Origin of the sequence: Caproicibacter fermentans, assembly GCF_014303955.1 — a bacterium.
Lineage (GTDB): Bacteria > Bacillota > Clostridia > Oscillospirales > Acutalibacteraceae > Caproicibacter > Caproicibacter fermentans.
Genome location: NZ_CP060286.1, coordinates 1,163,672 through 1,188,368 on the forward strand (window position 1 = coordinate 1,163,672; position 24,697 = coordinate 1,188,368).

Sequence of the window (24,697 nt, forward strand, 5' to 3'; positions counted from 1 at the left end):
AATCCTTAGGGCGAATCAGGAATCACCCCTTGATTCCTGAAAAACTGATTCCTTCCACAAAGTATTTCTGAGCTGCAAAGAAAATGACCAAGACCGGAATTAATGTTAGTACGGAAGCCGCCATCAAAGGTCCCCACTCAACTTTCGTCATACCGTTGAACATGGCAAGCCCTAACTGCAGTGTGAACTTTTTGCTGTCGTTCAGATAAATCAGCGGGCCCATCAGGTCATTCCATGAACCTTGAAAGGAAAAAATCGCCACCGTAATCAACGCCGGTTTCGAAATAGGTAAGTATATTTTTACAAACACGGAAAACTTGTTTGCCCCGTCGATCATTGCGGCTTCCATCAATTCGTCCGACTGAGACATAAAAAACTGCCTGAGCAGAAAGATAAACACGGCTTGCCCGCCAAAAAAAGCCGGAACCGTTAACGGTAAAAACGTATTCACCCACCCAAGGCGGGTAAACATCTGAAAGACAGGAATCAGCATCACTTCCGACGGCAGCATAATGGTCGACAGCAGAAGAAGGAACCAAATGTTTTTTCCCGGAAAATTAAATTTCGCAAAACCAAATGCAACAAACGCTGAAACAAACACCTCCGCCACAAGGCGTGTAACCGATATGATTGTGGAATTCAAAAAATACTGCATGAAAGGGATGTCCTGCAGGGCCTTCCCATAATTTTCAATGTGAAATCCGTCGGGCAGCCACTGCGGCGGAACCTCAAAGATCACGTTTCCCGATTTCAGGGAAGTTGATATCATCCAGAAAAGGGGTAAAATACACACAATGGAAGCCAAAGTCAACACAACGTAAAGCACTGAATTCTGAATCAGGAGCTTTTTTGACTTGCTTAAAGATCTGCGTTGGACTGTCAATACAATCCCCCCTCTTTTCCGTGCGGGGCACGTTTTGATTTCTTTTTGCCTTTTTTGATCTCCGCATTGTAGAATACCCACAGGTTGGAAGATTTAAAAACCAGAAGCGAAAGGACCAGAATGATCAGAAACAGGATCCACGCCATGGCGGTAGCATAACCCATCTTGAAATAGTTGAATGCGTTTTGATATAAATAAACCATGTAGAACCTTCCCTGATTCCCGGCGCCGCCAATAATGTAAGCGTCGCTGAACTTACGGAACGCGCCGACAATTCCCATAATCAGGTTGTAAAATATGACGGGTGTCAACATCGGCACGGTTATTTTGACGAATTTTTCGAACCAGCCGGCACCATCAAGGTCTGCGGCCTCATAGAGGGATCTCGGAACATCCTGGAGGCCCGCGAGATAGGTCAGAATTCCTCCTCCGGCACCCCAAAGCGCGATCAATATGTAAGACGGCAATACCCAGTTAGGGTTCGACAGCCAGCCGGGCCCCTGAATGCCAATTCTGGCCAAAAGCAGATTCAGCAGTCCCATGTCCTTGTCAAGAATCCATCTCCACAATAACGCGATCGACACACCGGACACAACAGCCGGCAAATATAAAATGGTACGAAACAGGTACACGCCCCTGATTTTGCAGTTGAGAAGCGCCGCCAAAGACAGCGAGGCCGCGATACCGAGCGGCACCGCGAAAATCGCGTACCAAACGGTCAGGGACAGCGAACTTAAAAAATCTTCGTCATGGAACAAATCGATATAATTCTGGAATCCAACAAAATTTGGTGCCGTTATGGAATTTGAATCGGTAAATCCCAGGTACAACGCCTGAAACAGCGGGATTACCGTAAAAACGATAAACCCAATTACCCAAGGCGCCACAAAGAAAAATCCAGCGTTTCGGCTCAGAGCCTTTTTCATTACATTTCCTCCGATATAAAACACTAAGCTGATAGTTAAAACCAGCTTAGTGTATAGAAATCACTTGCCTGTAATCGTTTTGATTTTCGCCGCCGCGTCTTTCGCGGCCTGCTCCGGCGTCTTCTTGCCGTTAATCAAAGGAGTATAAAGCTCATCGCCGATCGCGGTATCTATTTCGGTTTCTTTTTCCTGATTATTGAACCCTCTGGCATATTGCGAGGATTTCTTGATGACGTCGAGCGCATATTCTTTTTCCGGCATATTTTTGGGAATCATATCAAAACCGTCCTGAATCGGCGGCACCACCTTCCACTGGAATGTCGCGTTCGTAAGATCAACCAGAGCTTTGTATGCCGCATCAGGATTTTTGGTTTGCGAAGATATGACGGTGGAAGCAATCCAGCTGAACGTGACTTTTTTGTCTCCGTGCGGTATTTCGGCCATTCCGACTTTGAATTTATTGCCAACCTGCTTTTCAAGGTCGTCGCCGGCACCGCCGAAGAACATGGCTACTTTTCCGGTCTTGAACAAATCCGCGTCGCCCATATTCTGTGCTTGCTCCTGCGTTGGGGAGACATTGTCCCGCAAAATTTTATTTAACTCCGTCAGGCCCTTGATTGACTCACGGGAATCGATCAGGATTTTTCCGTCCTTGTCAACCGTTTCGCCGCCGTATGCCCAGATCCAAGTCTGTACCGGAGGCCAGCCGTCGATTACCGTGCCCCACTGCGTTATTTTTCCGCTTGAGTCTACCTTAGTCAGCTTTTTCGCCGCAGTCCGGAAATCTTCCCATGACCAGTTCCCGCTGGGTAAATCCACGCCGGCGGATTTTAGCAGGCCTTCATTGTAGTACATCACAACCGGCTGACTGATCCATGGAAGCCCGTACAGTTTATCCTTGTATTTCGCCGTATTCAGCGGCCCGTCAAAATAATTGTTTAAATTGACTTTCGAATCCTGCGTGGCCTTGTCCGTGATGTCCATCAGAACGCCCAGCTTCGCGTACATCGGTATGTATTCCTGCGAAAGCCACATTAAATCCGGCGCCTGCTTTGCGGAAATCATCGCTTGAATTTTTGTATAATAGTTCGCCGGTATGCTTTGAATGGTCAGGGTATAATCCTTGGAATTTGCATTCAATTTATCGACAATCGCCTGCATCTGCTTTAACTCATCGGCTCCGGCCCAGGTGGAAACCGTCAATTTTGCTTTTTCAGTTGATTGGCCCGATGTTGTGCTGCCCGTCGAGGCACCGCCTGTTGACGAAGCGCATCCGGATATCGACCCTGCCGCGATGGCGGCCGTGATGAAAACCGCTGTTATCTTCCGCCAGATTTTTTTCATTTTAAATCCTCCTAATCATTTCATATTTTCTCCCATTTCAAAAATGGGTCCAATATTGTAATACAGTGCGCCTCCGTATCGCCAACGCCGCAGTACAGCACCGCCGTTCCGTTTTTCTGCCTGACAAGCCCTCCGGCAAACACGACATCTTTTAAATCATTTCTCTTGCTGGGACCGTTTTCAAAATTTTTTCGAACCGCAATAATTTTCATGGGCGAGTGACTCCCGCTCTCGGGGTCAAGCAAAAAACAGGTTGAATAATAATGGCGGTTACCCTCCGGATCAAAATTTGCAATGTGGGACAGAACACCGATTTTCCCATTTTTCAGCAGATGAAGCTGATTTGTACCGCCCCACTCCTCCTTTGCAAACTGATCCTCAAAGATTCGAGCGGAGGAAATGGACCGGTCATTCAAGTCGTCCAGCGAACGGATCACCGTAAAACCGATTTTTCCCCTGCCCGCTTCCGCCCCCTGCGGCCTTGTCGTAATCAAAATTTTTCCGTTTGGCAGCTCCAGCAAACGGATATCCTTCATATGTTCCGGCCCACAGGCAAACCTCTGAAGCTGAAACGGAGCTGTTTCGCGGTAAAACACGGTTCGATATGTAAGTGTGCTTACCTGATTTCGATAAACTTCCACACCTCCGATTATCATTTTCCCGCCGATCATGCAGAAAAATGGATCCTGCAAATGGTCCAGCGGCTGATATTGTTCATCCAAAGTCCATATTCCGGCGTTCCTGCGCAGGAATATAATACTGGAATCTTCGCTGTCCCTGAATTCCGCTCTTCCCAGAAGTAATTCCCTTCCATTGTAGAAAAAAGGTGAGGAAATGTTATAAACATCCCGCTTATCTTTTCCTTTTAACCGAATCGGAAGCTTTGTATTGGCAAATTGCAGCTGGCGATAAGGAAATTCTTTTAAAAGTTGCTGGCATGTCCGCATTGTAGTCATTATGATCTCTCCCCATGGAATCGGATTTCGCAATTTGGTCAACCGCTTTTCAGGCCGCGGTAAAGCATGAAATATAGACAAATTTGTATTTTACTGCTCTCTTCTATTACCACTTTAGACAACTTATCACTTGAATTCAACTATAATTTACTTTAATTTTATGATTAGAGGGTATTTCAAGGCAAAGTTGAGTCAGTTTGCCTATGTGTTGAAAACTTATCTTTATAAACGGTCAGGCACGCAGTGCTAGCCCCGCCGTAACGCAACGCAAAAATTCAATTCAGAAACTACTCTTTCTGAAGACAAAACAAACTGTTTTCAGCCTTCACAGCTTATTCAGATTGAACCCAGGTCACAATTTGTTTCACAATTAAACAAAAAATCGGGGCTTCCAATACCTTTTGGTATGGTTGCTCCGACTTTTTATTTGGTCTGTTTTGCAACAAGCTTTTTATTATGCCATAAGACAAGCTGTTCACCAAAATTTTTCAGGTCAGCCCTTTTTCTTTTACGGCTCATTGAGGAGCCATTCGTGCGCAGGATCAAAAATACGATCCGTCCATGGGTTTCCGTCGAAATGGCGGATCATCCAGACATAATACATCGGATATCCGGGTGCGTTTACCTGGGGATGGGTCTGGCCGCCTGGAATCAAACAGAAGCTGCCATCCTGAATCCGGCAGACCTCCCGCCCGATGAAGCAGGCCCCGAAACCCTGCGGCCTTTCAAACCGGTAGTAATAAACCTCCGGCTGAGGATGCCGGTGCGGCGGATAGCTGGACCAGCCGCCCTGCGGGACAATAATCTCGCCCATTACCATATTGGAATAGGGCGCAGTATGGTAATCGAAAAAAGTCCGTACGGTCCGCTGTGCTTTTCCCTCAAACTGATTTTTGCCAAACGTCTCCTCCGCGCAGTTTGCAGGCGTATAAAATCTGCTGCCGAAGGTCTGATCGTTTTCCGTGCTTTGCACCAGCAGCTCGCTGCTTTCGCGGGCCGTCACCTTTACCGGAACGTCACGGCAGACATGCAGGCAGTACGCCCCTTCTTTCATAAAGCCGCCGCGTCTGGCCGGTTCGCATTTTCCCTGCCGTTCAAAAATCACGCTGCCCTGCACCAGCAGGAGCGCCGTTTCCTCTTTCGGATGATGAAAGGTAATCGTCCGGCCTCGTTCGATCTGATATACAGTAATGTTCATCATGGAATCGGCATAGAGTCCCTTCGTTTCCGTCAGGATTTTCTTCCCCTGCCTGTCGAATTCCGGATAACCGAAAATCTCGCTCATTCAAAAACCTCCCTAAATAATGAAGCATCTCAAAAACGGAGTCAGAATCTGATCTCGGAGAGCTTTACGGGACGATGCTCCGCCATGGACCGATTAGCTGCCACTGCGATGAGCACAGCCTGCAGTCCGTCGTTGGCGGAAACGGGAACCGGTTCGTCATCCCGAATGGCGTTCAGAAATTCACCGATTTCGGCTGCATAGGCGTTCATGTACCGCTCCAGAAAGAAATGCAGAGGCTTTTCGGCGGTCACACCATTCGCCGTGCTGACAACGGCGTTGGACGGCAGGTCGTTTTCAACCGCGACCTGACCGATGGAACCGAATACTTCAGCACGCTGATCATAGCCGTAAACAGCCCTTCGAGAGTTGTCTATGACCGCCAGCGCTCCGTTTGACAGCCTCATGGTCACAATGGCGGTATCCACGTCGCCTGCCCTTCCGATCTCCGGATCGACCAGCACGGCGGCGTTGACGTAAACCTCTTTTACGTCGCTCGCGGTCAGATAGCGTACCATATCGAAATCGTGAATCATCATATCCATGAACAGGCCGCCGGAAACCCTGACGTATGAGATCGGCGGGCAGTCGGGATCCCTGGATGTGATTTTGACAATATGGATATCCCCCACCCGGCCGTCGGCCACAGCCTGACGCACCGCATGAAAGTTATGGTCGAAACGGCGGTTGAAGCCCACCTGGTATTTTACGGGATGTTTTTCCAACTCCTGCATTACCGCTTTGATCTCCGAAAGATCGTGCGAAATCGGTTTTTCACAGAAAACATGTTTGCCTGAGCGAATCGCCTCTATGGAAATCGGAGCGTGGGTCTGCGTGGAAGAGCAGATCAGAACAGCGTCAACCGAAGGATCCCTCAGAATCTCATGATAATCGTCAAGGACGGGGATTTCCATACTCTTTGCCCATGCTCTGGAATCCCCGGTCCAGCAAGGATCCGCCATGGCGGCAACCTCCGCGCCCTTCAGGTGATTCGCGATGCTTTCGCCGTGTACCTTACCGATTCTTCCCGCTCCAATAATACCGACCTTCATCATTTTATGTACCTCCTCATTTTCCTCGAATTTCAAGACTTTCCTCATGGGGACGGCGGAACTTCCAATGCCTGTTTAAGGCAAGGCATCGCCTTGCCTTTTTTTGATTGATCCGGTAAATTCCGATCAAACCGCCGGAATGTCACTTTGAACCATTGTGATCGCTTCCCTTCAAGGTTTTAATATTATCCTTCAGTGTGCTGTTGAGAGAGATTCCAAGCGCTTCCGCTTTATTGCCATAGTAGGCTTCTACATCATCCCAGTTATAGTAAGGATAGGAATCGGTCTCTACGGGAAAAGCAGTCTCCTCTTCATTGAACAGCATTTTTACCAAATAATTTTTGCCGTTCGTATAAAATACCCATTGAATGTTGGAACACATCGGCATAATTTTTGCCGCACTCCATAGGTTTGCAACTTCGCCGGGATCATTCGTACTTTCACATCCCCCTTTGATTTCCAGAAAAGCGGCTAACGGTGCTATCGTATTATCGTGGGCAAAGGAAAAAATCCCTGCATAATTTTTATTTTTCAAAGCTTCGTCCGACGAGACTATCATGTATTTGACCAACGGGGCGGACATGGGAGCCATCACATTATTACTTTCCATCGACGGCCCATATTTATAAAAAACATCGATGTTAAAAACGCCGGCATACCAAGCGATTTCGTCAGATGTAAAGTACTTTTTGAAATTAAAGTCCGCCCCTTCCCCGGCCAAATTAGCAGTATGCATATATAAATTAAATAAATTTTCCGCCGCGTCAGAGGGATTTTTCAAAATGGTTGCTCCGTCGGAGTCTTTCAGCTGAAACTCACCGTTCTTTAATCTATCGTAAAACTTTATTGAAAAAAATCGGGTCAGAATTTGTTTATTATGAGACTCTCCAGTAGTACCGGACGTATATTTCTCAACGATTTTCTTCCATGCTCCGTTGTTTTTGTAGTCAATATACTTCGCGTCGATGTCAAAGGGACGCAAATATGGGTCTTCCTGCTCCGGGTAGAAAGAGGTTGTAATTTGATTCTTTGATGCTATTTTTTTAAAACCGGAAAAAAATTCATCCCTGCTGTCTTGTGTTCTTTTTACATTTGTGGCATACCCGAGAATTGGTTTGCCGTCATTAAAAATTTCTATATAATCCTCTGCGGTGCGCTCCCCCAACTTATTCAGGTTTTCTCTTCCAAGTTTCGTCAGCTGCCCATATCTTCCCTTTTCAAACTGCATCAATTCTTCTATTTGATTTTTCAGTTCTGTTCCAGCGGGAGTAATCTCTTTGTCTTTCTCAGCGGCTGAAAGCAATTCATACAGAGTCTTGTCATAACTCGGTCTACAAATGTTCCTTGAGCCATGACGTCCCACATACTGAATAAACACCGGATGATAGCCCTTCGGCGCTGCGGTAAAATTTGTTTTTTCATAGGGGTAGGGCAGCATGTTTCCTAAATACTTTGAGCTGTCGAGCGGAGTCGTACTTGCCGTTCCGATTTGGCCGGATGCCGCCGCAGATACGCCGGCGCTACTCTGTGAATTTCCCGGTTTATTTGTCGCACACGCTTCCGTTCCCAAAAGAATACATAATACCAGTAACCGTGCGAGGCAGTTTTTCATTTTGGACATTTATTTCGCCCCCATTCAAATTTTTACATTTCATACCTCTCAAAGCACCGTGGATAAGCTCAACATACAAATAGATAGATCCGGGAATAACGATCAGCCATGAATTACATCCGTATATTCATCAAAGACCTTGAGCCGGTCGACGGGTTCAAAACCGACGGCGCCCTCAAATTCCCCTTTTTCCCAGTCTCTGCGCGTAGCCCATACAACTGACGCGTTTGTCCTTCCATTTGAGGCCGTAATCCGGTATTCCCTCAGCCGCGGGATGAAAGTACCCTTTTCGGATAAGCTTGCTTTAAAAATCGTCCTGATTCTGATAAACTGCGATGGCTGCAGGTCGGAAAGATCCACAGCCATTGCGCCGTTTTTGATTGAGATCTTCTTCAAGCCGTTGACATGCTGTTCGTCATCCGAAACCTCCACCGTTGCCTCCAGGAGCACTGTTTCCGGAGTGTCCGCGTGAATCTCGATTTTTTCGAAATTCCATAACTTGCGGTCCATTTTGTACGCCGGTTTAAATTCGGCGGGTCTCCGCCATTCCGTGGTGTGGGCCCCCGTGTCACAAATATTGTCAAAATCAAGCCAAACGGCCAATTTCTCTCCCGCCGGCCCTCTTTGTTTAGGATTATGAAAAACAGCGGCTATTCCCCGGTCGGTCAATTTTTTTCTGTAAAAACGCACCTGACCGATATCAGCGGACAGATGAGTAAAGTATTTTGGCCTGCTGATTTCTCTAATGACATGACCAATGTAAGAATACCCGATGAAGAGCGGATCATTTTCCCAGTTTCTCAGCTGACAGCTGCCCTCGACGCCCGGAATCGATGAAACTCTGTCCTCGTCGCAATAGGAATCTCCTCCGCTTTCTTTTGAGAATGCAAGCGTATACTGAGTCCATTTGTTCAGAGCGGCTTTTCCTCCTTCCCACGCATATTCGGTACTGCCGTAGCAGGTGCCCCACTTCATCATTCCAGAACGTTCAACCACCATACGGATCAGGTAGGTAGCCCCCCACCCTACGGATTTCCCTTTTACCATCAACGGATTGTGACCCATCTCGGTGTCTTTTGCCAAACGATTGATTTTCGCCTCGACAATTCCACTGAATTCATCATCGACAATTAACGATTCACTGCATGGAATTTCCAAGTAATCCTCATTATGATTCAGGCACACATACGTCCTGCCGTCCCGATGGACAACAGGAGGATTTCCTCGAATCAAAGCGTCATTACCGCACCCGGACCGGTCTTTTACTCTTGGGACTACGCAGAGATAGTCCTGAATATCAATCGTCTTTTCTTCGGAATCATTGACCTGAATTGTATAAAGGCCATTATGGAGATACCGGTACAAAAATTCAACCTGCGTATTTTCATGCCCGGATAAGCTGACGATTTTTGTTTCGACCGTTTTTTTATTGACTACCAGATTGACCGGAAACTCCGTAACGGGAACATTTTCATGGTTAGTAACGTCAATCGCGACTGCAAAGTAGCTCTTTTGCCTGTTTACCATCAATTTCAAACTTCCGAATGATAATTTTTCGCCGTTCTGAACCGTAACTTCCAGATATTTGTCACCCACACGAACCGTATGGGCACCCGCCGTCTCCGCTCTGTAAACGGTTGAAAAACACTTTTCCTCTCGACCGTTCAACAAAATCACCCGTTCGTTGCCCCGGCTGCCAAATAAATTCAGGTTCTTCCGGACCCCGTTGTCTTCAATTTGAAGATTTAAGGCCGCAATACTGTCTCCTTCGTTTCGCGCGCAGCCCGTGATTCCCAAATTTCCCAGATTGTCAAGGGCTTTTATCTCGACATTGGAAAGCCGGACCTGCGGAAGATCTTTATCCATAACCATCCGATCCATTCTAACCGGGAGATCCGTGTCATTCTGAAAGCCAAAGCCTTCATAAATCAGCCGCTCATCACCGATATGAAGTTCAGAAAAATTTTCTTTGCCGAGAGCAACCGCTTCCGGGTAATCGGAAAGCAGTCTCTCTTCCAGAGAACCCTCTTTCAATTCCGCCTCCGGCGACTCGGCATTTCCCTGGGTGATATAAACCGCTCTATGGTTCGGATGGATCGATAAGTTTTTGATATAGTAATGCAAATGTCCGCCGATCATAAGGTCAACACGCTGCTTCTCCGCTATCGGCACCATGTACTTGTTTGTAAACTCATCCGTATAAGGATGATGGATCAACAGAATTCTCCATTTTGCGTTCCGGGCCTTTTCAGATTTCAGGTCATTTTCCGCCCAGTTTAAAGTATCTTCCCTGACCTTTCTTGTTTGCCGGTCAACCGGTAAACCGGAATTAACGGAGTTCATTTCCGTCAACCCCCATGAGCAGCTGTCGACCATTAAGAAATGGGCTCCGCCGCAGTCAAAAGAAAAGGTTCTCTTCGCAGCGTCACAGCGGTAAACAGTTGACTGGGGAAATGCAAAAAAATCGTTAAAAAGCGGCCCGTCGTCATGGTTGCCGGGTATGTATACGACAGGTATCGAACGGAGCAGATTCGGGATTTTTCTGAACCAGCCCGATATGTACTGGTCCCTCTGATATCCGCTGCCTGCCGGAATATCGCCAAGGTTGATCATAAAGTCGGGTTTGCTTGTCAGAGCTGCATGTTCAAACTGCTTATAGATCCTGAATAAGTGAGTATCTCCTACTATCATAACATTCAGATTGTCCGGATCTTTTCTGAGTGTTTTGAATTGCCCATCCATTCTTTCACCGGAAGGAAACACAATGCTGTAACCGTAGCGGGAATCCGGTTCCAGATTTTTCAGGTTTGCATAATAAATAAAATGTTTGATGCCGTCCGTGCTCCCCGCATCCGCTTCCCTGTGAACCGATACAGCAGCCTCGAGCGGTTTCTCCCCCGCTAGGCCGTAAAACAGACTTGCGTCTGCACTGAAGCCGGCTTCCCATGCAACCGTCATGCACGTTGGAAATGGAGCTAATAAATATGGGCCATTTACCTCTATCCCGTCAATGAACACGCTTTCGCTTCCTCCCCCTGTTTTATAGTTCTCCTGACAATCCAACATAGAGTCGCCCCCGGGGATACCGGGGGTTTCCTCTGCATCGGGAACGCTTTCATTCCTTGCCGTCCGACTTTTTCCTCTTGGCAAATACAACAGGAATCACGAAAAGAATCATTAAAAATACAGAGATGATCCAGAATTTGTTGATGACGCTGAAGTTATAAACAGCAATTCCGTTCACAACCCTTTTGCTGATATCCATCAGGCGGCCATTTACAATTTCCTGGCCCGTAGCTCCCAAATACGAAAGCAGGCCGACCATTCCCATCGCCGCGCCGGTAGCCTTCTGTGAAACAAGGTCAACAGCAAGCATACCGCCGAGAAACGAGAGTTCAATGCCGAGGCCGAAACCATAGATTGCCGTAAAGACCATGCACAAAGCGCGATTGTAAGAAAATGTACAGAAACCGATAATTCCCGCCAGCATCACAATGCCGAACACAATGGATGTTGTTGCGTGATGGGATTTAAAAATTCTGTCTGAAATGATTCCGGAGCAGGCGGATCCCAATCCGCCCGTCACGGAACTGATCGCCAGTATGCTGCCTGCGACGCCGACGCTGTATTTGCATTGTTCCTGCAGAAAAATGACTCCCCAGTTGTCGATGGAATATCTTGCGACCCCGAGGAAGATGGCACTCAGCGCGACACACCAGACGAACGGATTTTTTAGAGCTTCAAACTGTGCTTTTCCCGTGGACTTTGCTTTCTCAACCTTTGCCGTCTCGACATCGCCGTCATATTCATTGGCCGGCGGCAGTCCGTAGGTTTCCGGACGGTCGCTCATAAAGATATACATCAGCAGCGCGACCAGAATACAGAAGAAGCCGGGTGCAAAGAAGCCGCTTCGCCAGCCAAAGCGTGCCACGATGGCTGCCGTACCGACATATGTAAGTCCTTCGCCCAAATAGTGGGCGATTCCGCAAACCCCGTACCAGGTTGCCAGTTTGCGTTTGCCGAACCACTGCGACAGGGACACCGTCCACGGAGCGGAGCCCATGGACTGAAAAAAACCATTCATAAGCCAAAGAAAGAAGAAAAGAGTAAAATTGATTGACGAAAACCCGAAAATGATGTTCATGATTGCTGCGCCCAGCAGTCCGAGCGGTACAATTTTCTTAATATTGCACCTGTCGCCCATGAAACCGTTAAAGCATTTTCCGAACGCATACGCTATGGTAAGAGCGGCTCCGATCATTCCAAGCTGAGTAGCCGTCATTCCCTCGGCCAGCAAAGGCTTTTTTTGCAACGGACAAGGGCAGCTTTACAACGTAATACATGCCGTATCCGAAAATAATAGACGCGATGTCCTCGATCCGATGCTTCTTATACTCCTTTTTGATGACGGTCCGGTCGGTAATCCTAGGTTGATCGGAGCCTGTCAAAAACCAATTCAAAACACTCATGCCAATCCATCCTCCCAAAATAGCATAAAACTCTCTCCCAATTTGCTTCTTTCAAAACGAGCCCTCACAGGGGGCAAAATTGACCAATCCAGTCCCTTTCCATTTGATTTCATACTCCGTCGAAGGCCCCGGCGCCCCTCCTTTTGCCGCAAATCCTCCGGCCTCCTTCCATTTAACCGCGACAGTAATCGGGGCGTATCGCCGGGAAAACCAAGGCCCGGCCATCTTAAATGTCCTTTTTTCTTTAAATTCCAGCGGCCGCCCGAATGTAAGCGCGCGCTTTTTTCGCGTACTCAAACGGGTTTGCTTTCGCAGGATCCTGTTCGGCTTCCACCACAACCCAGCCTTCATATCCGCGGCCGCCCAGAATCTCGAAAATCGGTTTGAAATCGACATCGCCGTCTCCCGGGACCGTAAACGTTCCTCCGCGCACGCCGTCCAGAAAGCTGAGACGCTTCGCCTTGGCCTCGGCGGCCACGCTGCTCCTCAGATCCTTCAGATGCACGTGACCGACACGGGAAACATATCGGTTCAGAATTTTTTCGGGGTCGATTCCGCAAAAGCTCAGGTGGCCGGAATCAAACAAAAGATAAACCATGTCCGGATCGGTATGCGCCATCAGGCGGTCGATTTCCTTTTCGTCCTGGACAACGGTGCCCATGTGATGATGGAAAGTCAGCTTCATCTGTCTGTCGTTCGCAATTTTTCCAAGACGGTTCAGTCCTTCGCACAGCAGATTCCACTCTCGGTCGTCCATTACATGCTTGCCTTCAAAAATCGGCTGCTTTTTCCCCTGAATGCTGTAGCTCTGCTCTGAGACGCCGATAACCTTCGCGCCGAGGTATTTCAGGGTATCCAGCTTTTCCTCAAACGGTCCGGCCGTTTCCTCAAAGGGTCTGGAGATCAGGAAAGTCGAAAACCATTGGTTGCAGACGGTCAGTCCTCTGAGATCCAAAGCCCTTTTCAGGACCTCCCGGTCCGCGGGAAATTTGTTGCCGATTTCACACCCCGCATAACCCGCCAGCGCCATTTCGCTGACACATTGCTCAAAGGTGTTCTCCTTCCCCAGATCCGGCATGTCGTCGTTGGTCCAGCCGATCGGCGCAATTCCAAGAGAGACTTTTTTACTGTCAAGCATACGAAGCATCCTCCCCTTAATATTTTCTGGCCTGAGCACGGTGCGCTTCCTTGTTCTCGAAAGCCTCCCGCTCAGCCTCGTTTTCCGCCGTGCTTGCCAAGCCCACATGCCACCAGGACAGATAGTCGTGAGTCATGGTCTTCGGCAGAACCTTAAGGTCGATCAACGTGGAAACATTCTGCTTTTTGCTGTCCTCGAGCGCTTCCTCGAGTTCATCCATGTTCCGCACCGAATAGGTCTTCGCCCCGTATCCGGCCGCCACGGCGGCATAGTTCACGGGAATAAGAGCTCCCGTCAGCCCTCCGGTCCCCGAATCACGGAACCGGAACTCCGTGCCCAGGTTTCCGACGCCGTTCGACATCTGAAGATTGTTGATGCAGCCGAACGAGGCGTTGTCAAACAGCAGAACATTGATTTTTTGATGCTCCTGGATTGAGGTAAGAAGCTCCGTGTGCAGCATCAGGAAGCTGCCGTCCCCCGCCACCGCGTAAACCTCGCGGTCCGGACGGGCCAGCTTTGCGCCGAGCGCCCCGGCAATTTCATATCCCATGCAGGAATATCCGTACTCCATGTTGTAGGAGTCGCGCGCATCCGTCGTCCACATTCTCTGCAGGTCGCCCGGCAGGCTTCCCGAAGCGCCCACAAGGATCGCGTCCTCCGCAATGTGCTTCCTCACCGCGCAGATGGCGGCGGTCTGGGTCAGGGCGCAGCCCGTCATCTTTGCAAATTCCTCCATGCTTCCGGGATTGCGCGCCGCTATCATCGGCTGAAAGTCCTTGCGGCAGCTGTAAGAACCGAGCTTTTTCATTTCCTCGTTCCATTCGGTTTTCGCTACGGAAATTTCGTTGCCGTACGAGGATCGGTATTTTCTTTCAGACAGGAGCTTTGTCAATTCCTCCAATGCAGCCTTCGCGTCGCCGACCGCCTTGACGGCGTCCATTTTGTACGCGTGGAAACGGGAAACATTGATGGAGGCCACTTTGACCTCCGGGTTCCGGAAAAGCCATTTCGACGAGGTCGTAAAATCCGACAGCCGGGATCCCACGGCAAGGATCAGGTCTGCCTCCCAGGCGATCGAATTGGCCGCCAGGTTCCCGGTGACGCCGACGCCTCCCAGGCAGAGCGGCGAACTGGACCTGCAGGCACTCTTGCCGGCCTGTGTCTCGGCAAACGGGATGTTGAACCGTTCGCAGAAATTTTCCAGAGTTTCCCCCGCCTCGGAGTATTTGACTCCCCCGCCGCAGATGACCAGCGGTCTTTTACTGTTCATCAGGGCCGAAGCCACATCCTCCAGTTCCTCACGGGCGGGGGACTGCCTGACGATGCGGTGGACTCTTTTCCGAAGGAAATAATCCGGATAATCATAGCTTTCGCCCTGCACATCCTGCGGGACGGCGACGCACACCGCACCCGCCTCAGCGGGATCCGTCAAAACGCGCATGGCATTGATCATAGCCGTCATCAGCTGTTCAGGGCGCTCCACCCTGTCCCAGTATTTGCAGACGGGTTTGAAGGCGTCGTTTGTTGTTGTCTGAAGGCTGTTGGGCTGTTCCACCTGCTGCAGGACCGGATCCGGCTGCCGAATGGCAAAGGTATCGCCCGGCAGCACCAGCAGCGGGATATTGTTTACGGTCGCGCAGGCGGCAGCCGTGATCATGTTCGCCGCGCCGGGGCCGATGGAGGACGCGCAGGCTATGATTTTCCTGCGTTTATTCTGCTTCGCAAACGAGGCGGCCATATGTGCCATTCCCTGCTCGTTTTTCCCCTGAAATACCTTCAGCCCGCCGGGGTTTTCGTCCAGCGCCTGACCGAGGCCAACGACGATTCCGTGGCCGAAAATCGCGGCAACGCCCTCCACAAATTTGGTTTCACAGCCGTCCATGCAGACATACTGATTATCCAGAAAGCGCACAAGCGCCTGAGCCATTGTCATTCTTACCGTTCCCATATTCCTGCTTCCTTTCCGAAGATCCATGACCCGATAATAAGTCAAACCCTGGCTACCAGTTCCCCGTACCTCTGCTTGCATTCGTCGATGTAATTTTTGATATCCCCGACGCCCGGCATACTGTCCGCGCAGGAGTGGCTGGCAACCAGAAGGGAAGCCGAAGCACTGCCGAATTCCAGGCAGTCGATGACGTCCCATCCCTCCAGGAGTCCGTAAAGAAACGCGGAAGCGTATCCGTCGCCACCGCCAAAGCCCTTCAGCTTCTTGATGGGGAAGGGCCTGATGCTGAAATTCTGCCCGTCGTTGGTATAGGCTGTGGAGCCCTCTTTTCCGTGCTTGATGACGACTATTTTGGCGCCGCGGCCATGCCAGTAGGAGGCCGTCTCCCGGTCGTCCATCCCCGGACGAATCAACTGCCCGGCGAGGTCGTATTCCTCCCTGGAGCCCAGAATCACATCCGCCTGCCCGGCCGCGATCCCGTAGTAAACGCCGATTTCATCCTTCGATTTCCAGTTGTATTCCCGGTAGTCGATATCGAAGATGACGGGGGTGCCCGTCTTTCGAGCAAGGAAAAGAACCTTCAGCGCCGCTTCCCGGGAGGGGCTCTCCGAAAGTGCGGTGCCGGAAATCAAAACCGCTTTGCTGCCGCTTATGTATTCCTCGTCGATATCCGAAACGCCGAGCTGTAGATCCGCGGCCCGGTTGCGGTACATCAGGATGCTGCTTTCCTGCTCGCTTAATATCTCCGTAAAGGTCAGTCCGATTTTCTCCCCGTGCTCACAGCGGCGGATTCGGGAGGTATCGATCCCCTCCCGCCTGAAGTAGTCCGTTACATAATCTCCGAAGCGATCGTCCGAAACACGCGCGAAAAATCCGCATTTTTTCCCGAGACGGGCAAGACCGACCGCAATATTCGCGGGCGAACCTCCCAGATATTTCTTGAACGTCGTGCTTTCCTCAAGCGTTCTGTAATAATCCACGGGGTTGAGATCAATGGTAATTCTTCCGACAAGCGTCAGATCGTACGGTCGTTTTTCATCAAATTGAATATACTTCATTTTTTCGATTCCACTCCTCGCTCACTCTATTTCATTTAGGGGCATCCGATTGTTGAAAATCAGGATATGTTTCCTGACACTGTCGTACATCCCCCGAACCATGGCTTCGTTCAGTTCAAAATAATTATGTTTTCCGCCCGTGCGCAGATACCGCTCAGACGCCAGGGTGACGGAGTCGAAGTTTGCCGTCGCGATATTGATCTTGCGGATTCCGAGATTTACGCCCTTCCGGAAATCGGCCGCGCTGATCCCCGACCCGCCGTGCAGTACAAGCGGGATCTGAACCCTTTTATGTATTTCCTCCAAAACGTCGAACCGCAGCTTTGGAATGCCCGCGTAGTGCCCGTGCGCGTTTCCGATTGAAACAGCCAGCGCGTCTACCTTCGTTTTTTCGGCGAACGCCTTCGCCCGGTCGGGATCCGTGCAAATGATTTTTTCATTTGTGCTGTTGTCTTCGCTTCCTCCGACGACGCCAAGCTCCGCTTCAACATCCGCTCCGGCATTTCTCGACATCCGCACGACTTCGGCGGTTGCTTCCACGTTCCTTTCATCATCGAACCGGGAACCGTCAAACATAACCGAAGTAAAATTTAAATCGAGCGCCTGCTTTACGGTATCCGGCGTCAGGCCATGGTCCAGGTGGACCGCGATCCTGACCTGCGCCTTCTCAGCCGCCTGAAGCATCAAGGGACCCATCAGATGCAGCGGGGAATGCTTTAACCTCACCTGAGCAATCTGCAGTATGATCGGCGTATCCAACTCTTCGGCCGCCCGGACCGCTCCAATCACCATTTCCATATTTCCAACGCTGAAAGCCCCTACGGCCCTGTTCTCGGCCGACGCCTCATTCATTAACTCTTTCATGTGGCATACAGGCATATTGCTCCTTCTTTCCCAATGCATTTTGAATAAATTATGGCAATATGTTACCACCAATGCATTCACTTTTCAATAGTTTTATTGATAAATTTGGGTCAACTTTCCTTTTTTATTGGAAATGACTAAATTGTCAAAATTAATTATGCATAACGACGAATTTATGTATCTAGTGCACATTTACCTCTATTATAAGCCATAGATTACAAAAATATTTCCCGTTTCACAGCCTCAGTATGAATACCCAAAAGACGTTGTGTGATTATTTATTGGACATATCTTGAAAAAATTGAAAATATTTATTATAATGAGGAATGAATTTCGGATCAATTAGGCCAACTACAAAAAGGAATGAGGAAACGTCATGCGCTCGCAAAGGATTGAAGAAATAAGAAAATATATCTATGAGAACAAGACGGTGACACTGGACGACATCTGCGAAACTTTTCAGGTCTCCAAAAGCACGCTCCGCAGAGATCTCAGCGCAATATTGCAGTCCAGCGATATCAAAAAAATATACGGCGGAGTGACCGCACTGCCCAAGAAGGGGCTTGTTTCTTTTGAGGAGAGAAATATCTCGAATTTGGAAGCCAAGCGCAGGATTGCGGCGGCTGCGGCGGCTCTGATACAGGAGAACGACATCATATTTATCGATTCCGGAACCACCACGCTGCCGATTATCGACTATATCAAGGAGAAAAGAAACATTACCGTTCTGACCAACAATGTGGAAATCATCCTGCACGCGATTCCCTACGAGAATATCAACATCATCTCCCTGTCCGGAACCCTCAGCCGAAAAACCCTTTCCTTTACAGGAGCCAGCGCCGTGCAGGTGCTGCAAAACTACAACATCAGCAAGGCCTTTATGGCTACTACCGGATTTTCCATTGAAAACGGGGTCACGAATTCATCCCCCTTAGAATCGGATATCAAGCGAGCCGTGGTGCAGCGTAGTCAAAAAGTCCATCTGCTTGCGGACAGCAGCAAATGCAATATCGTCTCGCTGATTACCTATTGCGGCCTGGATAAAATCAATACCCTGGTGACGGATGCATCTCCCTCAAAAGAAATCTGCAATTTTGTCTATAATAACGGGAATGAAATCCTGGTCGCAAAATAAACTGCCATAAATCGCCGCGTCCGGCGATTTAACGCCATCGGCCTTTCCGGTTTTAGAACAAGCCGGAAGGGCCCCCTCTTTGTCTACGCTTTTCTTCCCTGCCGAGCAACCATAGTATCGAGACCGATCGATTTGTTTTAGAATCGGTTGGAAACAGGCACATATTTTGTTAACTCTAATTCATTCTAAATTGAACAACTTTAGATAATGTGTTGACATTTTATTGGTAATGAGTTAAACTTACATTGTCACAACAGATTTAACATAGCTAAAATATTTTACCGTATTTTGCAGTTTTTTCACGGCAAAAACATTTTAGCAATAAAATCATCATTATTGAAAAGGAGATAAACCTATGGGTACAGTGGAGAGAAAAGGATATTGTGCCAGCGGAGAATGGAAGAAATCAAAAACTCAAAAATGGATGCAGGTCACGAATTCGAGTACCGGCGAAGTCATGGCGGAAGTCCCCTGCTGCACGGTCGAAGAGGTCAACGAGGCCATCGCCTCCGCAGAAGCGGCTTTCCCTTCTTGGTCTAGGATGTCGCTGGCAAAACGCACGCAGTTTATGTTTCAATGGAGAAACGTATTATTGGAGCACCTGGAGGAACTGACCCTGCTCTGTTCTAAAGAATTGGGCAAAAACCTTGACGAAGCAAAGGGAGATATTCTGAAAGCGATTGAGCCGACGGAATTTGCGTGCAGCATATCCTATTCCAGTCAGGGCTCAGCCTCGCTTCAGGTGACGACGGGTTTCGACACGGCTACATACAGAATGCCGCTTGGCGTTGTTGCGGGCATCGTTCCGTTCAATTTTCCGGCAATGATTCCCTGGGGCTGGATGGTTCCTCTGGCGATTGCGACCGGCAATACCGTCGTGCTTAAGGCGGCGAGCTTCACGCCGCTGACATCCATGCGCATTCTGGAGCTTTTCTACAAAGAAGCCGGCTTTCCGAAAGGCGTCGTGAATCTCGTCACCTGCAGCAGAACGGAAGCTGAAATATTCCTTACGGATCCAAGAATCAGGGCCGTCACCTTTGTCGGAACGACAGATGTAGGAAAGCACATCTATTCGGTTGCCGCCGCGAACGGCAAGAGGGTGCAGGCGCAGTGCGAGGCAAAGAACCATGCGTTAATTCTGGAAGACTGCGACCTGGAGAGCACCGTAAACGCAATCATCAACTCTACGTTCGGCTGCGCGGGCATGCGTTGCATGGCGCTTCCGGTATGCGTTGTTCAAGAGAGTATCGCAGACAGATTTGTGGCTCTGCTGAAGGAAAAGGCGCAGAAAATGACCATAGGCTGTTCTTACGATCCGGCGACGAAGCTGGGCCCCGTCGTAAACGCAAAGCATAAGCAGTCTGTCTGCAACTGGATCCAGAGAGGCGTTGAGGAAGGCGCGGAGCTGGTCCTCGACGGACGCGACATTGTCGTTCCCGGTTACGAAAACGGATTTTTCGTGGGTCCCACCATTTTCGACCATGTGAAACCGGGCATGTCGGTCGGTGAGCGTGAAATATTCGGACCCGTCACGATTGTGAAACGCGTAAAGGACTTTGACGAAGGCCTTGCCATAATGAACGCGAATCCGCTCGCAAACGGATCCGTCATCTTTACGCAGAGCGGATATTACGCCAGAAAATTCGAATTGCTCACAGACGGCGGCATGGTCGGTGTCAATGTAGGCATCCCGGTACCTTCAGCCTATTTCCCGTTCTCTGGAAACAAGGATTCCTTTTTCGGTGATCAGCATGTTCTGGGCCTCGACGGCATCCGCTTTTATACCCGCGCGAAGACGGTTACAAAGCATTGGTACGATGAAGCATCCAAAAACAGGCAGGTCGGAACATGGGAAGGCGTCGTGGAGCGGTAAAAAGCTGAATATTCCGGAAGCGCAACGGCTTCAATAAAAGAAAATGCACCTTAAAACGGGTTTCAAGACCCGCTTAAGGTGCATTTTTTGAGCATTATTTTATTTAGCCTCGGAAGAACCTGAAAAGTTGCTGTGCCAAACCTAGTGCGGATTAAATACGAATTAAATGATATTGATTTTTTTATCAACTAGCGTATAATTGATTTAAACAACTGAATAAATTCAAATGTCTTCAGGGCAGGGTGAAATTCCCGATCGGCGGTATAGTCCGCGAGCGCGTAAGCGCAGGGCTTGACATTATGTTCAAGTCAGGATTTGGTGAAACTCCAAAACCGACAGTATAGTCTGGATGGAAGAAGATGTGTTGAAATTGTATGCAGTGCCGAGGTAATGTTCGGCAGTGCTTGATAATACCGTCAGAGCCGGTTTTTCCGTGCCTGATGGTTTTAAGGGCATTCCATACACCTGGATTTTAACACCTGAAAGACATTTCAATGCTTTCAGGTGTTAATTTTTTATTTTAGAGGTGTTGCGATTGTCTGATGAAACTTACATGAAGCTGGCGCTGGAATACGCCGAAAAGGGCTGCGGCTGGGTCAATCCGAATCCGATGGTTGGAGCTGTTGTCGTGAAAGATGACCGTGTGATCGGCACGGGCTATCATCAGCGGTACGGAGAATTGCATGCGGAACGGAATGCTCTCGCTTCCTGCACGGAACCGCCGCAGGGCGCGACCTTGTATGTGACCTTGGAGCCGTGCTGCCATTACGGAAAAACGCCGCCGTGTACGGACGCGATTCTGAAAAGCGGCGTCCGTCGTGTGGTAATCGGTTCGGCCGATCCGAATCCGCTGGTTGCCGGAAAAGGAATTCAGATTTTACGCCGGCACGGGATGGAAGTCACGGAAGGTGTGCTCCGGGAAGCCTGTAGCAAACTGAATGAGGTGTTTTTTCATTTCATTCAGACCAAAACTCCATTCGTTTTGATGAAATACGCCATGACGATGGATGGTAAGACCGCCACGCATTCCGGCAAGTCGAAATGGATCACCGGAGAAGCCGCCCGCAGGCGCGTACAGGAGGACCGGCATCGGTATTCCGGTGTCATGGTGGGTGTCGGCACGATTTTCGCGGACGACCCGCTTTTGACCTGCCGCCTGCCGAACAGCAGGAGTCCCGTCCGCATTATCTGCGATTCCCGATTGCGGATGCCGCTGAGCGCGCAGGTTGTGCGGACGGCGAGAGAAATTCACACCATCATTGCCACCTGCTCACAGGATGAAACCCTTGCGCGCCCCTACCGGAAGGCCGGGTGTGAGGTGGTAACGCTGCCGTCAAAAGACGGGCATATCGATCTGCGCGAGCTCATGGCTGCGTTGGGGGAAAAAGAAATCGACAGCGTTCTGCTGGAGGGCGGCGGTACGCTGAATTGGTCGGCATTGCAAAGCGGCATTGTCAGCAAGGTACAGGCATACGTTGCTCCGAAGCTGTTCGGCGGCGCCGATGCGAAATCCCCGGTGGAGGGAATCGGCGTGGAAGGCCCGAAGAAGGCGTTCCGGCTTGCCTCGCCGCAGGTGATGCGGCTGGGAGAAGATGTTTTGCTGGAAAGCGAGGTGCTCCCATGTTCACAGGAATCATAGAGGAAACGGGGACGATCCGCTCAATCAAAAAAATCGGGCGCTCCGCCGCCCTGACCATCGGCGCATCAGCGGTTCTAGATGGTTTGAGACTGGGCGACAGCATCGCGGTAAGCGGCGTGTGCCTGACGGTCGTTTCCCTGGAGGAAGATTCCTTTTCCGCCGACGTGATGAACGAAACCGCCGCGTGCTCCAACCTTTTGGATATAAAAGTCGGCGGTACGGTCAACCTCGAGCGCGCCATGCCACTGAACGGACGGTTTGGCGGGCATATCGTCGCGGGGCACATCGACGGAACCGGCGTGATCAGCAGTATGCGACAGGATGAAAACGCGATTTGGTTCACCGTCCGGACTTTCCCCCGCATTTTGCGGTATGTGATTAATAAAGGGTCCATTGCCATCGACGGCATCAGTTTGACCGTCGCGGGCGTAACAGAGAAGGATTTCAGCGTGTCCGTGATTCCGCACACGGCCCAAAACACCACGCTTGGAGAAAAACGCGTCGGGTTCACGGTGAATCTGGAAAACGACTGCATCGGAAAATATGTGGAAAAGCTGCTTCGCGCGCCGGGAGGACAGAGCGGTATCTCAAAGGAATTTCTCGCCCGGTACGGATTTTGAAAGGAGAAATCGGCATGTTTGCGTTTAGTACGATAGAAAAAGCGCTTGAAGATTTGCGTCAGGGAAAAATAATTTTAGCAACAGATGATGAGAATCGGGAAAATGAAGGAGATTTGATTTGCGCTTCGGAATTCGCCACAACCGAAAACGTCAATTTCATGGCGGTGCACGGTAAAGGCTTGATTTGTATGCCCATGAGCATTGCTCTCTGCCAGAAGCTCCGGTTCCCGCAGATGGTTTCAGACAATACCGACAACCACGAAACGGCGTTCACGGTTTCCGTCGATCATATCGGCACCACAACGGGCATTTCCGCCGAAGAACGGGGCGTCACGGCCCGCGCCTGTGTAAGCGACGGCGCAAAACCGGAAGATTTCCGCCGCCCCGGTCATATGTTTCCGCTGATGGCGAAGCCGAACGGCGTTCTGGAACGGGGCGGGCATACGGAGGCCACCGTGGATCTGTTGCGGCTTGCCGGACTGAAAGAATGCGGACTGTGCTGTGAGGTCATGGGCGCAGACGGTCGGATGATGCGGACGCCCGAGCTGATTCAGCTTGCCGGTCAATGGGGACTGACCTTCATCACGATTCAGGATTTGCAGGATTACCGAAAAAAGCACGACAAGCTGGTCGAGCGCGTAGCTGTTGCCAAGATGCCCACCCGATACGGGAATTTCACCGCATATGGATATGTCAACACTCTTAACGGGGAGCATCATGTCGCGTTGGTCAAGGGAGAAATCGGAGACGGGCAGAACCTGTTATGCCGCGTCCATTCCGAATGCCTGACCGGGGACGCGTTCGGCTCCCTTCGCTGCGACTGCGGGCAGCAGTTCGCGTCCGCCATGACGCAGATTGAACGGGAGGGACGCGGTGTCCTGCTTTACATGCGGCAGGAAGGGCGGGGCATCGGGCTGATCAACAAGCTCCGGGCCTATGAATTGCAGGACCAGGGAATGGACACGCTGGAAGCCAACGAGGCGCTTGGCTTTGCGGGCGATCTGCGGGAATATTTCATCGGCGCACAAATTCTCCGGGATTTGGGAGCCAAAACGCTGCGGCTTCTGACCAATAATCCCGACAAGGTGTACCAGCTTGCCGATTACGGCATGAAAATTGTAGAGCGAATCCCCCTCCAGATGGACGCCACCCCCTACGACCTGTTTTATCTGAAAACGAAGCAGTCCCGGATGGGACATATTCTCAATTATTGAAGGAGTTTTTGTAATGAATATTTTTGAAGGAAAATTGGTATCCAAAGAAATCCGGATCGGTATTGTAGCCGCCCGCTTTAACGAATTTATTACCTCGAAACTGCTGTCGGGCGCGCTGGACGGCTTGAAGCGTCACGACGTATCGGGGGACAGCATCGATGTGGCATGGGTTCCCGGCGCGTTTGAAATTCCGCTGATCGCGTCGAAGATGGCGAAAAGCGGGAAATACGACGCGGTGATCTGCCTCGGCGCTGTAATCCGCGGAAGCACCAGCCATTACGATTATGTTTGCAATGAAGTGTCAAAGGGAATCGCGCAGACGGAGCTTGCCAGCGGAGTCCCGGTGATGTTCGGCGTTCTGACGACGGAGAATATCGAGCAGGCCATTGAACGCGCCGGAACCAAGGCGGGCAATAAGGGCTTCGACTGCGCGGAGGGAGCAATCGAGATGGTCAATTTGATTCGCGTGATGGAAGCATGACTACAAATGCCTCATCGAAAGAAAGTGTACAAAACAAGCAGGGTAACTTTAGCCACAGTTGCCCCGCTTAGCCGGTACAGTGAACACGGTAATTTGCGCCGGCTCACCGGGCGTAATCAGGTGAATTGACCCGGTCTGCGTTTCCTTTCGGAAATTTCAGCCCATTAAAAGCAAAATTGTTTTTCCACAACGTCCGTCCGGAT

Annotated in this window: 19 protein-coding genes and 1 riboswitch; of the genes, 6 read left to right on the top strand and 13 right to left on the bottom strand. The window is 50.0% G+C overall.

All coding sequences use genetic code 11. From position 1 onward, the window contains the following. Window positions 1-22 precede the first annotated feature (22 nt). The 13 genes from HCR03_RS05745 to HCR03_RS05805 form a co-directional block, all read right to left on the bottom strand. Window positions 23-883 (bottom strand): carbohydrate ABC transporter permease, encoded by an 861-nt coding sequence (locus HCR03_RS05745; protein WP_066648174.1) that lies wholly within the window; start codon window positions 881-883, stop codon window positions 23-25. Further along, window positions 880-1,809, bottom strand: coding sequence for a carbohydrate ABC transporter permease (locus HCR03_RS05750; protein ID WP_187037073.1), 930 nt, complete (start codon window positions 1,807-1,809; stop codon window positions 880-882). The genes HCR03_RS05745 and HCR03_RS05750 overlap by 4 nt, the downstream gene beginning before the upstream one ends. A gap of 60 nt (window positions 1,810-1,869) precedes the next feature. Next, complete coding sequence (locus tag HCR03_RS05755; RefSeq protein WP_187037075.1) at window positions 1,870-3,153, bottom strand: ABC transporter substrate-binding protein; 1,284 nt, start codon at window positions 3,151-3,153, stop codon at window positions 1,870-1,872. Window positions 3,154-3,173: 20 nt separating this feature from the next. Next, a complete protein-coding gene (locus tag HCR03_RS05760) occupies window positions 3,174-4,109 on the bottom strand; it encodes a DUF1861 family protein (protein WP_066648187.1) in 936 nt (311 codons plus the stop codon). Between the two features lie 508 nt (window positions 4,110-4,617). Further along, window positions 4,618-5,394 (bottom strand): 5-deoxy-glucuronate isomerase, encoded by a 777-nt coding sequence (locus tag HCR03_RS05765; RefSeq protein ID WP_066648189.1) that lies wholly within the window; start codon window positions 5,392-5,394, stop codon window positions 4,618-4,620. A gap of 41 nt (window positions 5,395-5,435) precedes the next feature. Beyond that, window positions 5,436-6,446: an inositol 2-dehydrogenase gene (gene iolG / locus HCR03_RS05770; protein WP_187037077.1), complete on the bottom strand. Its 1,011-nt coding sequence runs from the start codon at window positions 6,444-6,446 to the stop codon at window positions 5,436-5,438. 139 nt (window positions 6,447-6,585) lie between these two features. Continuing rightward, window positions 6,586-8,064: a histidine phosphatase family protein gene (locus tag HCR03_RS05775; RefSeq protein WP_187037079.1), complete on the bottom strand. Its 1,479-nt coding sequence runs from the start codon at window positions 8,062-8,064 to the stop codon at window positions 6,586-6,588. A 93-nt stretch (window positions 8,065-8,157) separates the two neighbouring features. Further along, window positions 8,158-11,121, bottom strand: a complete 2,964-nt coding sequence (locus HCR03_RS05780; protein WP_187037081.1) for a metallophosphoesterase family protein — start codon at window positions 11,119-11,121, stop codon at window positions 8,158-8,160. Window positions 11,122-11,170: 49 nt separating this feature from the next. Next, window positions 11,171-12,337 carry an MFS transporter gene (locus HCR03_RS05785; RefSeq protein WP_207727267.1) on the bottom strand — a complete coding sequence of 389 codons (1,167 nt, stop codon included), beginning with the start codon at window positions 12,335-12,337 and terminating at the stop codon, window positions 11,171-11,173. 431 nt (window positions 12,338-12,768) lie between these two features. Next, window positions 12,769-13,662, bottom strand: coding sequence for a myo-inosose-2 dehydratase (gene iolE, locus HCR03_RS05790; protein WP_187037083.1), 894 nt, complete (start codon window positions 13,660-13,662; stop codon window positions 12,769-12,771). A 16-nt stretch (window positions 13,663-13,678) separates the two neighbouring features. Beyond that, window positions 13,679-15,610 (bottom strand): 3D-(3,5/4)-trihydroxycyclohexane-1,2-dione acylhydrolase (decyclizing), encoded by a 1,932-nt coding sequence (iolD, locus tag HCR03_RS05795; protein ID WP_156989900.1) that lies wholly within the window; start codon window positions 15,608-15,610, stop codon window positions 13,679-13,681. 41 nt (window positions 15,611-15,651) lie between these two features. Then, a complete protein-coding gene (gene iolC / locus HCR03_RS05800; protein WP_156989901.1) occupies window positions 15,652-16,668 on the bottom strand; it encodes a 5-dehydro-2-deoxygluconokinase in 1,017 nt (338 codons plus the stop codon). Between the two features lie 21 nt (window positions 16,669-16,689). Then, complete coding sequence (locus tag HCR03_RS05805) at window positions 16,690-17,547, bottom strand: class II fructose-bisphosphate aldolase (protein WP_066648209.1); 858 nt, start codon at window positions 17,545-17,547, stop codon at window positions 16,690-16,692. A 361-nt stretch (window positions 17,548-17,908) separates the two neighbouring features. Between HCR03_RS05805 and HCR03_RS05810 the strand changes: the two genes are divergently transcribed. The 6 genes from HCR03_RS05810 (at window position 17,909) to ribH (ending at window position 24,494) form a co-directional block, all read left to right on the top strand. Next, entirely contained in the window at window positions 17,909-18,667 is a 759-nt protein-coding gene (locus tag HCR03_RS05810; protein WP_066648211.1) for a DeoR/GlpR family DNA-binding transcription regulator, read from the top strand. Window positions 18,668-19,022: 355 nt separating this feature from the next. Further along, window positions 19,023-20,540, top strand: coding sequence for a CoA-acylating methylmalonate-semialdehyde dehydrogenase (locus HCR03_RS05815; RefSeq protein ID WP_187037085.1), 1,518 nt, complete (start codon window positions 19,023-19,025; stop codon window positions 20,538-20,540). Window positions 20,541-20,764: 224 nt separating this feature from the next. Next, window positions 20,765-20,905: riboswitch (FMN riboswitch) on the top strand. Window positions 20,906-21,075: 170 nt separating this feature from the next. Beyond that, window positions 21,076-22,179, top strand: a complete 1,104-nt coding sequence (gene ribD / locus HCR03_RS05820; RefSeq protein WP_066648215.1) for a bifunctional diaminohydroxyphosphoribosylaminopyrimidine deaminase/5-amino-6-(5-phosphoribosylamino)uracil reductase RibD — start codon at window positions 21,076-21,078, stop codon at window positions 22,177-22,179. After that, window positions 22,161-22,799, top strand: coding sequence for a riboflavin synthase (locus HCR03_RS05825; protein ID WP_066648224.1), 639 nt, complete (start codon window positions 22,161-22,163; stop codon window positions 22,797-22,799). The genes ribD and HCR03_RS05825 overlap by 19 nt, the downstream gene beginning before the upstream one ends. 14 nt (window positions 22,800-22,813) lie before the next feature. Continuing rightward, a complete protein-coding gene (locus HCR03_RS05830; protein ID WP_066648234.1) occupies window positions 22,814-24,013 on the top strand; it encodes a bifunctional 3,4-dihydroxy-2-butanone-4-phosphate synthase/GTP cyclohydrolase II in 1,200 nt (399 codons plus the stop codon). A 13-nt stretch (window positions 24,014-24,026) separates the two neighbouring features. Continuing rightward, complete coding sequence (gene ribH, locus HCR03_RS05835) at window positions 24,027-24,494, top strand: 6,7-dimethyl-8-ribityllumazine synthase (RefSeq protein WP_156989902.1); 468 nt, start codon at window positions 24,027-24,029, stop codon at window positions 24,492-24,494. The last annotated feature ends 203 nt before the right edge of the window (window positions 24,495-24,697 follow it).